17 protein-coding genes are annotated in these 18,148 nt (G+C 67.1%); 13 read left to right on the top strand and 4 right to left on the bottom strand.

The window, feature by feature from the left end:
* The first annotated feature begins 185 nt into the window (after window positions 1-185).
* The 6 genes from AZKH_RS11555 to AZKH_RS11580 all read left to right on the top strand — a co-directional run bounded on the left by AZKH_RS11555 (window position 186) and on the right by AZKH_RS11580 (window position 6,485).
* Window positions 186-1,325 carry a phosphotransferase family protein gene (locus tag AZKH_RS11555; RefSeq protein WP_156822092.1) on the top strand — a complete coding sequence of 380 codons (1,140 nt, stop codon included), beginning with the start codon at window positions 186-188 and terminating at the stop codon, window positions 1,323-1,325.
* Window positions 1,326-1,351: 26 nt separating this feature from the next.
* Window positions 1,352-2,539 carry an acyl-CoA dehydrogenase family protein gene (locus AZKH_RS11560; RefSeq protein ID WP_015435952.1) on the top strand — a complete coding sequence of 396 codons (1,188 nt, stop codon included), beginning with the start codon at window positions 1,352-1,354 and terminating at the stop codon, window positions 2,537-2,539.
* Window positions 2,536-3,666: an acyl-CoA dehydrogenase family protein gene (locus tag AZKH_RS11565; protein WP_015435953.1), complete on the top strand. Its 1,131-nt coding sequence runs from the start codon at window positions 2,536-2,538 to the stop codon at window positions 3,664-3,666. Before AZKH_RS11560 ends, AZKH_RS11565 begins: the two co-directional genes overlap by 4 nt.
* On the top strand, window positions 3,663-4,454 hold the full coding sequence (locus AZKH_RS11570) for an SDR family NAD(P)-dependent oxidoreductase (RefSeq protein ID WP_015435954.1): 792 nt from the start codon (window positions 3,663-3,665) through the stop codon (window positions 4,452-4,454). The genes AZKH_RS11565 and AZKH_RS11570 overlap by 4 nt, the downstream gene beginning before the upstream one ends.
* Window positions 4,451-5,248 (top strand): enoyl-CoA hydratase/isomerase family protein, encoded by a 798-nt coding sequence (locus AZKH_RS11575; RefSeq protein WP_015435955.1) that lies wholly within the window; start codon window positions 4,451-4,453, stop codon window positions 5,246-5,248. Before AZKH_RS11570 ends, AZKH_RS11575 begins: the two co-directional genes overlap by 4 nt.
* Window positions 5,249-5,312: 64 nt before the next feature.
* On the top strand, window positions 5,313-6,485 hold the full coding sequence (locus tag AZKH_RS11580; protein WP_015435956.1) for a multidrug effflux MFS transporter: 1,173 nt from the start codon (window positions 5,313-5,315) through the stop codon (window positions 6,483-6,485).
* Window positions 6,486-6,536: 51 nt separating this feature from the next.
* Here the strand turns inward: AZKH_RS11580 and AZKH_RS11585 are convergent, their stop codons facing one another.
* From AZKH_RS11585 to AZKH_RS11600, 4 genes are read right to left on the bottom strand one after another with little or no spacing between them, the layout of a single operon-like run.
* On the bottom strand, window positions 6,537-7,283 hold the full coding sequence (locus tag AZKH_RS11585; RefSeq protein WP_015435957.1) for an SDR family NAD(P)-dependent oxidoreductase: 747 nt from the start codon (window positions 7,281-7,283) through the stop codon (window positions 6,537-6,539).
* Window positions 7,284-7,302: 19 nt separating this feature from the next.
* Window positions 7,303-8,082, bottom strand: coding sequence for a DUF2889 domain-containing protein (locus AZKH_RS11590; protein ID WP_015435958.1), 780 nt, complete (start codon window positions 8,080-8,082; stop codon window positions 7,303-7,305).
* A 9-nt stretch (window positions 8,083-8,091) separates the two neighbouring features.
* Entirely contained in the window at window positions 8,092-9,240 is a 1,149-nt protein-coding gene (locus AZKH_RS11595) for a thiolase family protein (protein ID WP_015435959.1), read from the bottom strand.
* Window positions 9,241-9,253: 13 nt separating this feature from the next.
* The gene (locus AZKH_RS11600) at window positions 9,254-9,682 is read right to left on the bottom strand and encodes a Zn-ribbon domain-containing OB-fold protein (protein ID WP_015435960.1); all 429 of its coding nucleotides are present in this window, start codon (window positions 9,680-9,682) and stop codon (window positions 9,254-9,256) included.
* Window positions 9,683-10,113: 431 nt separating this feature from the next.
* On the opposite strand from AZKH_RS11600, the gene AZKH_RS11605 reads away from it, so the two are divergent.
* The 7 genes from AZKH_RS11605 to AZKH_RS11635 all read left to right on the top strand — a co-directional run bounded on the left by AZKH_RS11605 (window position 10,114) and on the right by AZKH_RS11635 (window position 18,028).
* Entirely contained in the window at window positions 10,114-11,301 is a 1,188-nt protein-coding gene (locus AZKH_RS11605) for an acetyl-CoA C-acyltransferase family protein (RefSeq protein ID WP_015435961.1), read from the top strand.
* 48 nt (window positions 11,302-11,349) lie between these two features.
* A complete protein-coding gene (locus AZKH_RS11610; RefSeq protein ID WP_015435962.1) occupies window positions 11,350-12,201 on the top strand; it encodes a 3-hydroxybutyryl-CoA dehydrogenase in 852 nt (283 codons plus the stop codon).
* 36 nt (window positions 12,202-12,237) lie between these two features.
* Window positions 12,238-13,410 carry an acyl-CoA dehydrogenase family protein gene (locus tag AZKH_RS11615; RefSeq protein WP_015435963.1) on the top strand — a complete coding sequence of 391 codons (1,173 nt, stop codon included), beginning with the start codon at window positions 12,238-12,240 and terminating at the stop codon, window positions 13,408-13,410.
* Window positions 13,411-13,451: 41 nt separating this feature from the next.
* The gene (locus tag AZKH_RS11620; RefSeq protein ID WP_015435964.1) at window positions 13,452-14,462 is read left to right on the top strand and encodes a phosphotransferase family protein; all 1,011 of its coding nucleotides are present in this window, start codon (window positions 13,452-13,454) and stop codon (window positions 14,460-14,462) included.
* The gene (locus AZKH_RS11625) at window positions 14,462-14,863 is read left to right on the top strand and encodes a DUF6285 domain-containing protein (protein ID WP_015435965.1); all 402 of its coding nucleotides are present in this window, start codon (window positions 14,462-14,464) and stop codon (window positions 14,861-14,863) included. The genes AZKH_RS11620 and AZKH_RS11625 overlap by 1 nt, the downstream gene beginning before the upstream one ends.
* A complete protein-coding gene (locus AZKH_RS11630) occupies window positions 14,863-15,567 on the top strand; it encodes a histidine phosphatase family protein (protein ID WP_015435966.1) in 705 nt (234 codons plus the stop codon). Before AZKH_RS11625 ends, AZKH_RS11630 begins: the two co-directional genes overlap by 1 nt.
* A gap of 313 nt (window positions 15,568-15,880) precedes the next feature.
* Window positions 15,881-18,028 carry a bifunctional diguanylate cyclase/phosphodiesterase gene (locus AZKH_RS11635; RefSeq protein WP_231874401.1) on the top strand — a complete coding sequence of 716 codons (2,148 nt, stop codon included), beginning with the start codon at window positions 15,881-15,883 and terminating at the stop codon, window positions 18,026-18,028.
* Window positions 18,029-18,148 lie beyond the last annotated feature (120 nt).

Raw genomic sequence — 18,148 nt, forward strand, 5'->3', positions numbered from 1 at the left:
ATCGTGAATCCAACGGTCGATTACGAACGCATTACGGCTGAATGTTGCCCTGCAAATCGACCGCATGGACGGACGGGAGTGCGGCGCGGAAACCGGACGATGCCGGGTTCCACGGAATCCAGCAGAGATGGACGTGACGGCGCCGACGGCGCGCGCACGACACAACAATCGGACAAATGAATGCCATGGGTGAAATGACGAGCAGCTTGACGAGGGAGACGGCGGCGGCCGATAGAGCAGAGACCGCCGACGAACCCAAGGCCTACATCGGCGAAGTGGGGGAGATTCGCCAGGTCGCTCAGATCGACGAGGAGCGGCTGTGCGAATACCTCCGCGAGCACCTGCCGGGGTTTCGCGGTCCGCTGACCGTCCGGCAGTTCCAGGGTGGGCAGTCGAACCTGACCTACCTGCTCGAAACGCCGTCGCAAAACTTCGTGCTGCGCCGTCAGCCCCCCGGAGTCCTGCTGAAGTCCGCCCATGCGGTCGACCGCGAATTCCGTGTGATCCAGGCGCTGTCGCGCGTGCCGGGCTTCCCGGTGCCGGAGCCGTACGTGCTGTGCGAGGACCGCGACGTGCTGGGCAGCATGTTCTACGTGATGCGCCACGTGCCGGGGCGCATCTTCTGGAATTGCCGGATGCCCGACCTCGATCCGGCCCACCGCGCCGCGGTGTTCGATTCGGCCAACGAGACCCTCGCGCGGCTCCACACGGTGGATTACGCCGCGCTCGGATTGTCCGACTTCGGTAGGCCGGGCAATTACTTTGCGCGCCAGATCTCGCGCTGGTCGAAGCAATACGACCAGTCCCGCACGCAGGACATCCCGGAGATGGACAAGCTGATCGCCTGGCTGCCGGAGGCGCTGCCTGCCGATGACGGTCTGTCGTCGATCATCCATGGTGATTATTCCTTCCACAACCTGCTGATCCATCCGACCGAACCGCGCGTGGTCGGGGTCGTGGATTGGGAGCTGTCGACGCTGGGGCACCCGCTGGGGGACCTGATGTACCACGCGATGGAGTGGTACCGCCCGCCCGGGGTGGATGCGCGCGGCACGCTCGCGGACGCCGACCTCGCCGCGCTCGGCATCCCCACGCTGGAGCGCTACATCGCGCGTTACTGCGAGCGAACAGGCTTCGCGGTCGATGCGAACCATCCCTTCTACCGCGCCTTCAACCTGTTCCGCACGGCGGCAATCCTGCAGGGCATTGCGTCACGCCTGGCTTCGGGCAACGCGGCATCGGCAAATGCAGCAGAAATCGCAGCCAACATTCGACCCCTTGCCAGTGCGGCATGGCGTTTCGCCTGCGAGGGCGGGGCGAGCTGAGGAAAAGGAACCCAAAAGGAACCCCTATGACCGATCCGCTAAGCGACGCCCGCGACAAGGCCCGACGGCTGAGGGCAGACATCCGCCGGTTTTACGCCCACGTGATGCCCGATGGGCTGAAGAGGAAGTCGCGCCTGCATCAGGTGCTGGACAAGGACGACTACGTGCGCTGGATGCGCCTGCTCAACGACCAGGGCTGGGCGATCGGCCACTGGCCGAAGGAGCATGGAGGGCAGGGCTGGTCGCTGCTCGAGCGCTTCACCTTCGAGGACGAACTCGCGCGCCTGGGTTGCCCGTGGGTGATCCCCTTCGGCGTGAAATACGTCGGGCCGGTGATCTACGCCTTCGGTAGCGAGGAGCAGAAGCGCCGTTTCCTGCCGCGCATCGCGACGACCGAGGACTTCTGGGCACAGGGCTATTCCGAACCGGGCGCCGGCTCCGATCTGGCGGCGCTGCGCACCGAGGCGATCCGGGAGGGCGACCACTACGTCGTCAACGGCCAGAAGGTGTGGACGACCTACGCGCAGTGGGCGGACTGGCTGTTCTGCCTCGTCAAGACCGCGCGCGGCGAACAGGCGCAAAAGTCGATCTCCTTCCTGCTGATCGACATGAAGAGTCCCGGCGTGACCGTGAAGCCGATCCCGACGATGGACGGCTACGTGCATGTGAACGAGGTGTGGCTGGAAAACGTCCGCGTGCCCGCCGAAAACCTCGTCGGCGCGGAAGGCGAGGGCTGGACCTACGCGAAGTACCTGCTCAAGAACGAGCGCACGGCCGGCGCGCTGCTCGGCATGGCCTGCCATGCGCTGGAACGGCTGAAGGCGCTGGCGCAGGAGAACCCGTCCGCCTCGCCCGAGCGCACCGCGGCCCGCATCGGCGAGCTGGAGCTGCGCCTGCTGGCGCTGGAAGTGGCGTCCTATCAGGCCGTCGAGTCGATGCTGCGGGGCACCGATCACGGCGGCGAGGCCTCGCTCATCAAGCTGCGCGGCACCGAGCTCTACCAGGACATCGCCGAGGCCGCGATCGACCTGCTGGGGCTCGCCGGCGTCGCGTGGGACCCGGCCGCCTTGCACGCCGCAAGCGCGCCGCCGCTGGGGCCCGAGGACGCGGGCGGTATCGTCAAGGACCACTTCTACAACCGTGCGGCGACCATCTTCGGCGGAGCGTCCGAGATCCAGCGAAACATCGTTGCCAAGGGAGTACTGGGGCTATGAACATGGACCTGGAAACGGCCGGGATGCTGCGCGACAGCGCGTCGCGCTATGCGGCCGACAACTACAGCTTCCTGCAGCGCCACACGGTGCTCACGGACCCGGCGGGATACAGCGAGAAGGCCTGGCGCGACTATGCCGAACTGGGCTGGCTCGCATTGCGCCTACCCGAGTCGCATGGCGGCCTGGAGGCCGACCCGCTCGCGGTCGGCGCGCTGATGGAGGTGGTGGGCAGCCGCCTGCTGATGGAGCCGGTTCTCGCGAGCGCGCTCGTCTGCACCGGGCTCCTGCGCAGCCAGGGTAGCGCCGCGCAGCAGGACGCACTGCTGCCGCTGCTCGCCGACGGCTCGGTGAAGCTCGCGTTCGCGGATGCGGAAGCGGCAGGGAGCTCGAACTGCGAGGTACGGGCCGGGCGCATCAGCGGCCGCAAGATCGCGGTGCTGCACGGTGACGTCGCCGACCGGCTGATCGTCTCAGCGGTGGATGCCGATCACGGCGGGGAGCGGCGCCTGTTCCTCGTCGATGCGCGCTCGGACGAGATTGACGCGCTGCGCTACCGCCTCGTCGACGGCCGTGGCGCGGCGAACCTGCGCTTCGCCGGCGTGCCCGCGGAGCGCCTGGTCCCGGATGACGGCATGTCCGCACAGGCAGCGGTCGCCGAGGTGCTCGACCACGCGACCGTCGCCTCCTGCGCCGAGGCGCTGGGGATCGTGCGTGCACTCGTCGCGACGACCTGCGAATACCTGAAGATACGCAAGCAGTTCGGCCGACCGATCGGCACTAACCAGGCCTTGCAGCATCGCGCGGTCGACATGTTCCTGCTGCAGGAGGAAATTGCCGCGCTCACGCGTGCGGCGCAGGAGGCACTGTCGCTGCCGGCGGCCGAACGCGCGCGCATCGTCTGCGGCGCCAAGGCCTATGTCTGCACCGCCGCGCGCCATGTCGCGAACGAGGCGGTGCAGATGCACGGCGGCCTCGGCATCACCGAGGAGCTCGACGTGAGCCACTATTTCCGGCGGCTGATGGTCAACGCCGCCCTGTTCGGCAGCCGCGACGAACACTTCGCGCGCTTCCTCGCCGCGACCGCAAACCCCAACCCGCACCCCACGCCGGAGGGCATCCCAGCATGACCGACAGCATCGCAGCGGCCCCGACCGCGTTGTTCGACATCTCGGGCAGGATTGCCCTCGTGACCGGAGCCTTCGGCGGGCTCGGCCGCGATTTCGCGCACGACCTCGGCCGCGCCGGCGCCACCGTCGTGCTCGCCGGGCGCCGCATCGAGCAGGGGCGCGAGGTCGCCGCACGCTTTGCCGAAGAGGGCATCGTCGCGCATGCAGTCGCGATGGACGTCACGCGGCCGGAGAGTGTCGAGGATGCGCTCGCGAGCATCGTCGCGAGCGTCGGCGTGCCCGACATCCTGGTGAACAACGCCGGTGTTACCCAGACCAAGCCGCTACTGGACGTGGAGGAGCAGGACTGGAACGGCGTCATCGACGTTAACCTCAACGGTTCGTGGCGTGTCGCCCAGCACGTCGCGCGCGCGATGAAGGATGCCGGCAAGGCGGGCAGCATCATCAACATCTCGTCGATCCTCGGCCTGCGCGTCGCTCAGCAGCTGCCCGCGTATTCGGCGTCGAAGGCCGCGCTGATTCAGCTTACGAAGGCGATGGCGCTCGAGCTCGCGCGCTACGGCATCCGCGTCAATGCGCTGGCGCCCGGCTACGTCGAGACGCCACTGAATGCGGACTTCTTCGGAAGTGACGCGGGCAAGGCGCTGATCAAGCGCATTCCGCTGCGGCGCCTCGGCCGCGGCGGCGAACTCACCGGCCCGCTGCTGCTGCTCGCGTCCGACGCGTCGTCGTACATGACCGGCGCGGTGCTGGTCGTCGATGGCGGGCATATGGTCAATACGCTATGACGGCGAAGGTGTTGGTCGAACGGCACGGCGCGGTCGCGCGCATCGTGCTCAACATGCCCGAAGCGCTGAACGCGATCGGTCCGGAAATGGCGCGTGAGTTCTCGCAGGTCGCCGCGGAAGTGGCCGAGGATCCGGCGTTGCGCTGCGTGGTCGTCACCGGCGCCGGGCCGCACTTCATGGCCGGCGGCGACATCCGATGCTTCGCCGAGTGGCTGGAGTTGCCCGCGGCGCAACGGGATGCCCACCTCGGCGCGCTGATCTCGGACGTCAGCGACGCGGTGAGCAGCCTGCGCACGATGGCCAAGCCGGTGATCGGTGCTGTGCGCGGCGCCGTCGCCGGCTTCGGCTTTTCGCTGATGTGCGCGTGCGACCTCGTCATTGCGAGCGAGACGACGAACTGCAAGCTCGCATACTGCCAGCTCGCGGCGTCGCCCGATGGCGGCGGCAGCCACACGCTGCCGCGTCTCGTGGGTGTGCGCAAGGCGATGGAGATCGCGCTGCTCGACGAGCGCATCGATGCCGCGCGGGCGCTCGAACTCGGCCTCGTAAGCCGCGTCGTTGCCGACACGGCGCTCGACGATGAGACGATGACGCTCGCGCAACGCCTCGCCGGCCAGGCGACCGGAGCCTTCGGGCGCACGAAGCGGCTTTTCAATGCGTCGCTCGACAACGATCTGCCAACCCAACTCGAAGCCGAGCGGCAGGCTTTCGTCGCGGGGGCCGCATCGCAGGATTTCGCCGAGGCGGTCGCGGCCTTCCTCGGCCGGCGTAAGCCAGAATTTCATGGCCGATAGGACGGCCGCCGAAGTAGTCAATAGCGCACGCGGGACAGATGCCGTCGGGCCCGTAGCGCCGGTCATGGGGGCAGGGGAATTCGTCGCCTTCATCGCTGCCGGACTGGTGGTCGGCGCTGTCGCGGTCGACCTGATGCTGCCGGCACTGCACGCCATCGGCGACGAGTTCGGCTTGGCCCGTTCGAACCTCAGCCAGGCGGTCATCGCCGTCCTTCTTATCGGCATCGGGCCGGCCCAGCTGCTGTTCGGCCCGCTTAGCGATCGTTATGGCAGGCGGCCGATGTTCCTCGCGGGGCTATTGATCTTCGTGGGCGGCAGTGTCATCGCCGCGTTGGCGCCGACCTTCGAAATGCTGCTCGCCGGCCGCTTGCTGCAAGGTTTCGGCGTCGGCGCGGTGCGCGTGGTGACTTTGTCGATCGCCCGCGATCGCCATGGCGGCATGCAGCTCGCGCGTGTGATGTCGCTTGCGATGACCGGCCTGCTGTTGGAGCCGGTGCTCGCCCCGATGTTGGGGCAACTGCTGCTGAACCTCGCGTCCTGGCGCTGGCTGCTTGCGACCGTGGCTGGGGTCGGGGTCGCGACGCTGGCGTGGGCGTGGTTGCGGCTCGGCGAGTCGCTGGCGCACGGGCGGCGGCGGACGATTTCGCCGGCCTCGCTCGTCGCCGCCTACCGTACTGTCGCCAGGACGCCGGCGGCCGTGGTCGGCATCCTGATATTCGGCCTCATATTAGGCGCCCAGCTGGGCTTCCTGTCGTCGGCGCAAGGTATCTTCCAGGTCACCTACGCCGCCGGCGTGCGCTTCACGCCGCTGTTGGCGCTCGTGTCGTCGGCGACAGTGATCGCGTCATTCGCGAATGCCCGCTTGGTGCGCCGGCACGGCAGCCGGCGATTGATCCAATGCGCCTTGTGCGCGCTCGTCGTCGTCAATGCTGCAACGTTGGCGCTTGCCGCGGTCGGTGGAGCATCGCTGCCGGTATTCATGTTGCTGCAGGCCTGCGGCATGTTTGCGTTCGGACTGCTCCTGCCGAACCTGACCGCGATGGTGATGAATCCGCTGGGGAGCATTGCGGGAACCGCCGCATCGGTGTTCGGCTTCATCTCGACGACGATCGCCGCGCCGATCAGCTTCCTTGTCGGCTTTCTCTTCGACGGCACGATCCGTCCGGTTGCGGGCGCCTACGTGACGATCGGCCTGCTGTCCCTGTTGATCCTGACCCGATACCGGCAGGAGGGGTAGGCGGCGGGCTGAGCGGTTCGTGTCGCGCCGCCGGATTCCGGATCAGGATCGTTACAGCGTCCCGCCGTCGAGCTGAATGATCGCGCCGGTGGTGTAGCTGGAGCGCGGGCTCGCCAGATAGAGCGCGCTCGACACGATTTCTTCCGGCCGACCGATGCGCTTGACTGCCGACGGGGCATTGCGGTCGTAATCATCGCGCCAGCTGCGGGAGATGTCGGTCCAGAAGGGACCGGCCATGATCGCGTTGACGCGCACCGCGGGCCCGAACTCCATCGCCTGCGAGCGCGTCACGATGTTGAGCGCGCCCTTCGCCGCGGCGTAGACGGGGTACACCGGTTCAGGACGGATCGCCGCCGTGCTCGTGATGTTGATGATCGAACCACCGCCGGCCGCGCGCATGTGCTCGGCGACCAGCGCGGACAGGCGGAACGGCCCCTTCAGATTGACCGCCATGATCTTGTCGAAAAGCTCTTCGCTGACCGCGGCGGAGGATTCGGCAACGGGCGCGATGCCGGCGTTGTTCACCAGCACATCGATGCGGCCGAAGGCCTCCAGGGCGCCCTCGACGAGCCGCGGCAGCTCATCCCATTTGCCGACGTGACAGCCGATGGCGACGGCACGGCGCCCCAGGTGCTCGATTTCGGCAACCGCCCCTGCGCAGCTTTCCGCGGAACGGCTCGTTGCGACGATATTTGCGCCGCATTCGGCGAAGCCGAGGGCCATCGCGCGACCCAGCCCGCGACTCGCGCCCGTCACGAGGACGACCTTGTCGGTGAAATCGGTGTAGTTATTCTGCATGGCAGGCAATCTCCTTGAGTCAGGGAAAACGTCGTTCCGCGAGCATCTCGTCGGGTTTCGTGTCGTAGCGTCGCCGCGAGTTCGGGATCGGGATCGCGTGCTCACGCTGTGCCGGCTGGAAGGAATAGCACACTGGCGCCTGGCCGAGCTCGGCGGCCGAGCCGAGATGCTCGATCTTGATCCGCCGCCCGTTCGAGACGAAGGCGACGCGGCGCAGGACCAGCGCCTGCTCCGCCTCCTCTGCGTCGAGGGTCTCGGTCCAGTCGCGGAAGCCGTGGTAGATCGTGCGGCCGGCGTGGCGCGCCGGGGCCATGATGCGGTCCTCGTGGAGATCCCACTGCAGCACGACCGCACCGTCGCGGCATAGCGTCGCGCGCAGCCAACCGGCCGGGGCATCCGGGCGCAGCGTCGCGAGCGGTTCGACCGTGCCGTGATAGCGGCGGTGGCTCCGGCCGGCATGCGCGTGGGCGACCATCAGGCTCGCGAGGTCGAAGAGGTGCGTGCATTGCAGGCGCACATCGGCGAGCGTGCCGAGCTGCGATGCCCGGGGCAGAAGCGGCTTGCCGATCAGTGCTTGCAGCGGGCGACCCGCCTCGGCGCAGGTCGACCACGGGTAGCGGGCGGCCTCCATCCGCAATTCCCGGATGTGCGTACCGTCATGGACGAGGGTCAGCCCGAAATGGTGGGACTCGTCCTCCAGCCACCCGACGACGGTCTGTGCGTCGGGGGCATCGAGGTCGATCTGGCGTCGGTAGATCCCCTCGAAGGGGACGTCCGACATCTGATTGCGCCACAACATGGCGTGTGCCTACCGTTGCAGGATCGTCACGCCGCTGACGCCCGGCGCGCCATACACGTGGGTGTAGCCGAGACGCGGGTTGCCGGGCACCTGCCGGGCGCCCGCTTCCTGGCGCAGCTGCGTGCAGATCTCGATCACCTGGCGCAGGCCCGAGGCTCCGATCGGCTCGCCGTTGGCGAGGCAGCCGCCATCGGTGTTGATCGGGAGCCGTCCGCCGATCTCGGTTTCACCGTCGCGCAGCAGCCGTTCCTGCTCGCCGTGCTCGCAGAAGCCGTTTTCCGCCATGTGGATGATCTCGCTGCCGGAGTCGGTGTCCTGCAGCTGCAGGACGTCGATGTCGCGCGGGCCGACGCCGGCCTGCTCGAAGGCCGCGCGCGACGCGGTCACCGTCGGGGCCGGCGCCTGCTTCGCGGCCAGCGCGGGGCTGAAGACTTCGAAGGAGCCGTGGTGGCGCGTGCGCACGACGGCCGCCTTCACGATGATGGGCTTGGGGTGATAGCGCTTCGCGACGTCGGCAGGGCATAGCACGAGCGCGGCGCCGCCTTCGGCCGGATTGCAGAACATGTACTGGCGCAGCGGCAGGTTCACCGGCATCGATTCGGCGATTTCCTCGTAGCTCATCTCGCGCCGCCGCCACGCGGTCGGATTGAGCGCGCCATTGCGGAAGGCGCGCTGCGCGACGCGCACCAGGGACTCCTCGCTGATACCGTGCTCGTGCATGTAGCGCCGCGTCTTGAGCGCGAAGAACTGGGTGGTCAGCATCAGGCCCGTCTCGCCATACCAGTCGGGCAGGCCCCAGTCGCGCGGATGCGGGTTGAAGGCGCCACGCGGATGCTTGTCGAAGCCGACGGCCACCGCGAACTCGGCCGTGCCGGAACGGATCGCCGCGACCGCGCTCGCGAGCGCACTGCCGCCGGTGGCGCAGCCGTTGGCGACATTCACGAAGGGCAGGCCGGTGAGGCCGAGGTCGTTGCACAGCGCGTCGGCGTTGCCGGCGTCGTGGCTGCCGCCGTAGGCGATGCCGATCGAATCCCAGCCGATGCCCGCGTCCTTGAGGGCGGCGCGCAGCGCGATCGCGCCCTGGGCGCGGCCGGTGAGCGTGTCGTGGCGGCCGAAGGGGTGCAGGCCGATGCCGATGATGGCGACGTCTTGAGCCATGAAGTGGTCCTCGTCAGGCGGATGTGGCCGGGCGGAAGGCGAAGGTGTGGATCTCGCCGTCGTCGGTCGTGCGATAGGGGATCAGGGTCAGCTCGAGCGGCATACCGATCGTGAGCTGCGATTCGTCGGCAATGGTCAGGCGCGATTCCACCTTGATGCCGCTGGCCATCTCGACGTAGCCGACGCCATACGGCCGGAAGCTCTCGGGCGTCTCGCCGCTGTTGTAGGGGGCCTTGGGCATGAAGCCCTGGATCGTCCACGACCACAGGGTCCCACGAGATCCGAGATCCTGCGGGCTCATGCGCGTCGCGGTGCAGCGGGTGCAGCTATCGGCGGCGGGGAAATACACCTCGCCGCATTCGTCGCAGCGGCTGCCGACGAGATGAGGGGTGTCGCCTTCGAACCGGACCAGGTCCGGGCCAGCCAGAACGGGATGAGGCATGTTGGTTCCCTTGTGTTGAATGGAGGGGAGGGACGCGGATGCGGCAGGACTTGTCATCCGGATTCGAGTCACCTATGATTCGAATCGATCCTACCGACCGGACGGTCGAGTGTCAACGCGATACCGGTCGGGTCCCAAGGTGTCTCACTTCGAAGGCTGCGCCCCCTCTCCTACGCAATATGCCTCGAAGCTTCGCCGTCCGGCGACATGGGTCCGCCGGACGGCTTTTTTTTGCGCACGTGGATTGGCGTCGACACCTGCTGCGTGAGTTGGGTGGGGGCAATTCGGAGATGCAAAAAAACTGCTTGTTGTCTGCATTTCGATGCATTAGTATTTGACTCGACCGACCGGTCGGGTCATCACAGGATGACCAGCTCGGAAGAACGGTATGTGGGCTTCATGAATAACTCTTACGAGAGGCGTTGAAAGCGATGTCACAGCGTGAAGTAGTCGTGTTGGGAGCCGCACGGACTCCCATCGGAACGTATGGCGGGACCCTGAAGGATGTCCCGCTCACGGAACTGGCCACCGTCGCCGTGAAGGCGGCCCTGCAGCGTTCGGGCGCGGCGCCGGACGCGATCGGGCACGTCGTGATGGGCAACGTCATTCCGACGGAGCCGCGCGACGCGTATCTGAGCCGGGTCGCCGCGATCGATTCGGGCATTCCCGAAACCGTCCCGGCCTTCAACGTCAATCGACTGTGCGGATCGGGGCTGCAGGCCATCGTCTCCGCGGCGCAGGCGATCCGCCTCGGCGACTGCGATCTCGCGATCGGTGCCGGTGCGGAGTCGATGACGCGCGGTCCCTACACCGTGCCGAACCTGCGCTGGGGCGCGCGAATGCTCGATGCGCGCCTCGTCGACTACATGAACGGCATCCTGCACGACCCGTGGAAGACGGTGCACATGGGGGTCACGGCGGAGAACGTCGCGGAGCGCTACGGCATCACCCGTGAGATGCAGGACGAGCTGGCGGCCGAGAGCCAGCGCCGTGCGGCGGTGGCGATCGTGGAGGGCTACTTCAAGGAGCAGATCGTCCCGGTCGACGTGAAGACGAAGAACGGAATCGTCCATTTCGATACCGATGAGCACGTGCGCTCCGGCGTGACCGTCGATGCCCTGGCAGCGATGAAGCCGATCTTCCGCAAGGAGGGCGGCACGGTCACGGCAGGCAACGCCTCCGGCCTCAATGACGGCGCCGGCGCGGTGGTGCTTGCGGAGGCAGGCCGTGCAGCGGCGCTCGGACTCAAACCCCTCGCGCGGCTGGTCGGATACGCCCACGCCGGCGTCGACCCGCTGTACATGGGCATCGGTCCGGTGCCTGCAACGCGACTGGTGCTCGAACGCACCGGCCTCAAGGTCGACGACCTTGACGTCATCGAATCGAACGAAGCCTTCGCGGCGCAGGCCTGCGCGGTGACGCGCGAGCTGGGGCTGGATCCGCGCAAGGTCAATCCGAACGGTTCGGGCATCTCCCTCGGCCATCCGGTCGGCGCGACCGGCGCAATCATCACCACCAAGGCGATCTACGAGCTGCACCGCACCGGCGGGCGCTACGCGCTGGTGACGATGTGCATCGGCGGCGGGCAGGGCATCGCCGCGATCTTCGAGCGGCTGTAACAGCGCGCGCGGCCGGACATTTTCAGCATTCAGAGCGGGGAGCGAAGTATGGGCATCAGCACGGTGGGCGTCCTTGGGGCGGGAACGATGGGCAACGGGATTGCCCAGGTGTGCGCGGTGGCGGGCCTGTCCGTCGTCATGGTCGACATCTCGGCCGACGCGGTGGGGAAGGGAGTCGCGACGATTTCCGGCAGCCTCGACCGCCTGATCAAGAAGGGGCAGCTCACGGCGGCGCAGAAGGGCGAATACCTCGACCGGATCCGCGGCACCACCGATTACGCTGACCTCGCTCGCACCGACCTCGTGATCGAGGCGGCGACCGAGAACGAGGCGCTCAAGCTGAAGATCCTCGCCCAGGTCGACGCGATCGTCGGGCCGGACGCCGTGATCGCAACCAACACCTCGTCGCTGTCGGTCACCCGCCTCGCGGCCGCGACCAAACGCCCCGAGCGCTTCGTCGGCATGCATTTCTTCAACCCCGTGCCGCTGATGGCGTTGGTCGAAGTGGTGCCGGGGCTACGTACCGCGCCGGAAACCGTGAAGGCCGTGGAGGGCTTCGTCGGCGCGATCGGCAAGACCTCGATCGTCGCGAAGAACAGCCCGGGTTTCGCGGTGAACCGCATCCTGTGCCCGATGATCAACGAGGCGGTCTTCGCGCTTCAGGAAGGGCTCGCCTCCGCCGAGGAGATCGACGCCGGCATGAAGCTCGGCTGCAACCAGCCAATCGGCCCGCTGGCGCTGGCCGACCTCATCGGGCTCGACACCATGCTGTCGGTGATGGAGATGTTCCACGCCGGCTTCAACGATCCGAAGTACCGGCCCGCGCCGCTCCTGAAGGAAATGGTCGATGCCGGCTTCCTTGGGCGCAAGAGCGGTCGCGGCTTCTTCGACTACGCCTGACCATCGGTCAACCATCTCGCGGGAGTCAGTCCAAGCATGAACTTTGATCTGTCGGAAGAGCTGTCGGCACTGCAGCAGAAGGTGCGCCGCTTCATCGCGGAGGAAATCATTCCCTACGAGCGCGACCCGCGCCAGACCGCGCACGGGCCGTCCGAGGAGCTGCGCGCGGAGCTGATCGCGAAGGCGCGCGCCGCGGAACTGCTGTCGGCGCACGTGTCGCAGGAATTCGGCGGCCTGGGCCTCGATCATCGCGCCAAGGCGGTGTTCTTCGAGGAGGCCGGATACTCGCTGCTGGGGCCGGTCGCGCTGAACATCGCGGCGCCGGACGAGGGCAACATGCACCTGATGGAGGTCGTCGCGCGTCCCGAACACAAGGAACGCTGGCTGCGCCCCCTCGCCGCGGGCAAGGTGCGCTCGTGCTTCTGCATGACGGAACCGACCCCCGGCGCCGGCTCCGACCCGTCGATGCTGCAGACGACCGCCGTGCGCGACGGCGACGACTACGTCATCAACGGGCGCAAGTGGTTCACGACGGGCGCCGACGGCGCCGCCTTCGCGATCATCATGGCCAAGCTCGAGGACGGGCGCGCCACGATGTTCCTGTCGGACACCGATGTGCCGGGCTTCGTCGTCGAACGCTCGATGGACACCCTCGACACCTGCTTCCCCGGCGGGCACGGTGTCGTGCGCCTGGACAACGTCCGGGTGCCCGCCGCGAACATCCTCGGCGAGCTCGGCGAGGGCTTCAAATATGCGCAGGTCCGCCTGTCGCCGGCGCGCCTCACGCACTGCATGCGCTGGCTTGGCGCCGCGCGCCGCGCTCATGACATCGCCACCGACTACGCCCGCCGGCGCCATGCTTTTGGGAAACCGCTGGGCAGTCACGAGGGCGTGGGCTTCATGCTCGCCGACAACGAGATGGACATCCACTCGGCGCGGCTCGCCATCTGGCACACCGCGTGGGTGCTCGACAAGGGCCATCTCGCGATCCACGACTCCAGCATGTCCAAGGTACTCGTCTCGGAAGCCTGCTGGCGCGTCGTCGACCGTTGCGTGCAGATCCTCGGCGGGCAGGGCGTCACGCGCGAAACCGTCGTCGCGCGCATCTTCGCCGACATGCGTGCGTTCCGGATCTACGACGGCCCGTCCGAAGTGCACCGCTGGAGCATCGCCAAGCGGGTCATCAAGGGCATCCAGCGCGAAGTGTGACACGGCTGGCGATTACCGAACCACGGACGAGTGTGCAGACGATGAACGAACAAATGCGCAACGCGCTGGAAGCATTCCTTCGGCGGGAGGCCGGGGCCGACCGCGTGTCGATTACGGACGCAAAGCTCCTTTCGGGGGGCTCGATCCAGGAGAACTGGTTCATCCAGGCCGCGGTCGCCGGCGGCGCCTTCGCCCTTGAACTGAAGCTGGTCGTGCGTACCGACGCGCCGTCCGGTGTGGCCGGTAGTCACTGCCGCGCCGAAGAGTTCGCGCTCCTCAAGGCGGCCCACGCCGCTGGCGTCACCGTGCCGGAGCCCCTGTGGCTGTGCCGCGACGCGAGCCTCATCGGCAAGCAATTCTTCGTGATGCGCTTCGTCGGCGGCGTCGCCGCCTCCCACGTCGTCGTGCGCGATGCGAAGCTTGGTGGCGATCGTCGTGTGCTGCTGGAACGGCTCGGTGCGGAACTCGGGCGCATCCATTCGATCCGTCCGCCCCGCGACGACCTCGCGTTCCTGCCGTCCCCGGGCTCGTCGCCTGCGCTGCACAACGTCGCGCGCATGCGCCGCTTCCTCGACGCCCATCACACCGCGCACCCTGCGCTGGAGTGGGGTCTGCGCTGGCTCGAAACCAACGCGCCGGAACGCGGCGAGATCGCCCTGTGCCATCGCGATTTCCGCACCGGCAATTACATGATCGACGAGAACGGACTCACCGCCGTCCTCGACTGGGAGTTCGCCGGCTGGGGCGATCCGCTCGAGGACGTCGGCTGGTTTTGCGCCAAGTGCTGGCGCTTCGGGCAGTCCGGCGAGGCGGGTGGCGTCGGCGCGCGGGAGGATTTCTATCGCGGCTATGCGCAGGCCACCGGCCGTCGCCTCGAAGACGAGAACATCCACTACTGGGAAGTGATGGCGCACTTGAACTGGGCGTTGATCGCCCTCCAGCAGGCCGAGCGCCACCTCTCGGGCGAGGAGACTTCGCTGCTGCTCGCGCTGACCGGCCACATTGTGCCTGAGCTCGAATACGAAATTCTGACCATGACGGAGGCCCACTGATGCGCGACGAACCGACCGGCGAGCAACTGCTCGAAACCGCGCGGAACCTGCTGCGGGAAGACGTCTTGCCCGCCCTGCCTCCCGAGCGGAAGCACGCGGCACTGATGATCGCCAACGCCATGGCCATCGCGATGCGCCAGTTGAAGCATGGCGAGGACGGCGAGCGCAGCGAGTTCAAGGCGCTGGGGGCGCTGCTGGGCCGCAGCGGGCAGGACGAGCCGGCCGGAGGCGCGGACCTGCGTCGCCGACTCAAGGAGCTGAACCGCGAGTTCGCGCACGCGATTCGCGCGGGGCGGGCCGACGAAGGCGTCTGGCGCGATGCGGCCCGGCAGCATCTGCTGGATAGTGCCCGTCTCAAACTCATCGAAAGCAACCCCAAGTATCTCGGAGGGCAGGGCTGATGGGCCGCCTGGCCGGCACGGATCGTCGCCGACGGGTCTATCTGATGCGTCACGGCGAGGTGGAATATTTCGATGCCGCCGGACGCCCCGTCGATCCGCGCCATGTGACCCTCACCGAGCGCGGGTGCGAGCAGGCGCGTGCGGCGGGCATGCTGCTGCGGGACGTTCCGTTCGACGACGCGATCATCTCCGGCATGCCGCGCACCGCGCACACAGCGAGCCTCGTACTCGACGGGCGCGCGCTGGCGGTGCGCGAGGAGCCGCGCCTGAAGGAGATCCGCGCCGGCCGCCTGGCCGCCGTGCCTCCCGAACGGCGCGAGGAAATCATCACCCGCGCCTACGACCGGGCCGCCGACCCGGACGCAAGCTTCATCGGGGGCGAATCCTGGGCGGACTTCCAGCTCCGCGTGCTCGACGTCTGGCACGACGTGATTCAGGCCGACGGCTGGGCGAACCTCCTGGTTGTCGCACACGACGCCGTCAATCGCATCATCCTGAGCCACGTCGTCGGGGCTGCGCTGCAGGGCCTGAGAGCCTTCGAGCAGGAACCCGCCTGCATCAACATCATCGACGTCGATGTCGACGCCGGAAAGGTCGAGCGCGCCTTCATCCGCGCCGCAAACCTGACGGCCTACAACCTTGCCGCACATGCGAACCATCACACGGTGATGGAGCGCATCTCGGCGCAGTTCAAGGCGGGGTGACCCCCTCGGAACTTTCTCGTTCTGTCTTCCTTCGACGACTGTTGCACCACTCCTCCCCACGGTCGCCGGAGTCTTGTCGGGCTCGTGGAACCCTGTGTTCCGCGAGCCCTTTTTTCTTCGGCAGGCGCAAGGTCGCGCGTGAGAGTATGGCCCTACTAATGGGGCGGCTATACTGAAGGCGACACGTCGTGTCGACGGGAGGTCCATGATGTCACCTGCGGCAAGCGCGGATCTGCCCTCGAGGAGCGGGCACGCCACGGATGCGGCGTTGCGAGCGTATCGGACGGTGCTGCACGCTAGCGACGAACGGACCATGCTGCGGGAAATCTGCGACGTGTTGGTCGACGCGGGCGTTTGCAAGGGCGCCTGGATCGATTTGGTGAGCGATGGCCCAACCCCGCAGCGGGCGGCGGACTGGGTGATCGCGAAGGCGCTGCCCTTGATGGCGCCCGACGGTAAAACGCTCGGCACGCTGACGCTGGCCGACAGCGATCCGTCCGCCTTCGATCCGGCCGAAATGGCGATCCTGGTTCAGCTTGCCGAGGACGTGGCGTCCGGTATCGACGCATTGCACCAGAAGGCGGTCCGGCAGAGCCACGAGCAGCGCCTGCTCCTCGTCGATCGGGCCCTGCGCACGCTCAGCGCCGGCAATCGCACACTCGTGCGCTGCACTGAAGAAGCGCAACTGCTTGCGCAGATGTGCCGCGTCATCGTCGAAATCGGGGGCTACCGCGTCGCCTGGGTCGGTTACGCGCAGCATGACACGAACCGTTCGATCTTCCCGATGGCGCAGGCCGGCGTCGTCGAGGGGTCGATCGAGCGGATGAACTTTACATGGGCCGATACGCCGGCCGGGCAGACGCCGCCGGGAATGGCAATCCGCAACGGCAAGCCTTACGTACGCCTCGACATTGCCACCGACCCGATGCTCGCACCTTTCCGGGAAAAATCGCTCGAGATGGGCTTTGCCGCGGTGAGCGCCTTTCCGCTGATCGTCGACGACGAGGTCATCGGCAACCTCGACATCGTCGCGCGCGAGCGCGACGCCTTCGGCGACCAGGAACTCGCCGTGCTCACGGAACTCGCCGAGGATCTCTCGTTCGGCATTTCCAGCCTGCGGGTACGGGCTCGCCACCGTAACGCGGAGAAGATGCTCGAGCGGATGGCTTTCGTCGATCAGCTGACCGGCCTACCGAACCGCATCCGGCTGCGCGAACGGCTGGAGCGGGCAATCGAGCACGCCCGGCGGGAGCATCGCCCCCTGGCCTTGCTGACGCTCAATGTCGACCGCTTCCGCGACATCAACGAGGTTCTCGGTTATCGCAGCGGCGACCGGCTGCTAGCACAGCTGGCTGGGCGCTTGACCGGTCTGCCCGTGGCGCCGGCCCTCATCGCGCGGATCGGCGTCGATGTCTTCGCGGTGCTCTTACCCGGCGCAGACGCTGAGCAGGCCGAGGTCACCGCGCGTGCTTTTGCGCGCGCGCTCGACGATCCCTTCGAAGTCGAGGGCGCGCGCGTAGAGGTGCAGGCGAGCATCGGCATCGCGCTGTTTCCCGGCCACGGTGTGGATGCCGACGCGCTGATCATGCGTTCGGATGCGGCGGCCTTCCAGGCCAAACGCGATCACCTCGGCATCGCCATCTTCCGGCTCGATTCGGAACGCGAGAACCGCGAACGCCTCACGCTGATGGCCGACTTGCGTCGCGGGATCGCAGAGAACCAGCTGCGACTCTATTGCCAGCCCAAGGCCAACATGATGAGCGGCCGGGTCTGCGGTGTCGAGGCACTTGTCCGCTGGGCACATCCCACGCACGGCCTGATCCTTCCGGACCGGTTCATTCCATTTGCCGAGCGCACCGGGCTCATCAACGCGCTGACGCACTGGGTCATCAATGCCAGCCTCGCGCAATGCTACAGCTGGCGCGAGCGGGGAATCGACATGCCGCTGGCGGTCAATCTATCCGCTCGTAACCTGCTCGAACCGCACCTAGTCGAACGGCTGGCGGGCTTGCTCGACACCTGGGGCGCAACGCCGAGCTGGTTGCAGTTCGAACTTACGGAGAGCGCATTGATGGAAGATCCTGCCGGAGCACTGGATGTGCTGCGGCGCATGCAGCAGATGGGTTTCCGCCTCTACGTGGACGATTTCGGTACTGGGTATTCGTCCTTGAGCTATCTGCAGAAGTTGCCGATCGATGCAGTCAAGATCGACAAGTCATTTGTCCTGGGCATGCAGGCCGATCCGGATGCATGGACCATCGTGAAATCGACGATCGACATGGTCCATAACATCGGCCTGGAGGTCGTCGCCGAAGGCACGGAAACGCAGCTCATCTGGGACAGTCTGGCAACACTGCATACCGACGTTGCGCAAGGCTCCTACGTCGCAGATCCCATGCCGGCCGATGAGTTCGCCGAATGGAATGCGCAACGCCATGGCAGTGCGCTGGGTCTCCATTAGTTTAGGAGACCTTGCCGATTCTTCCCTGAGCACGGCATTCCTCATAACGGAACGGGCGTAACGGGTGCGGCGGCTCGACGAAGAGCACGGAACTGAACGCAGAACTGGGGCCGGCCCCCC

Origin of the sequence: Azoarcus sp. KH32C, assembly GCF_000349945.1 — a bacterium.
GTDB lineage: Bacteria > Pseudomonadota > Gammaproteobacteria > Burkholderiales > Rhodocyclaceae > Aromatoleum.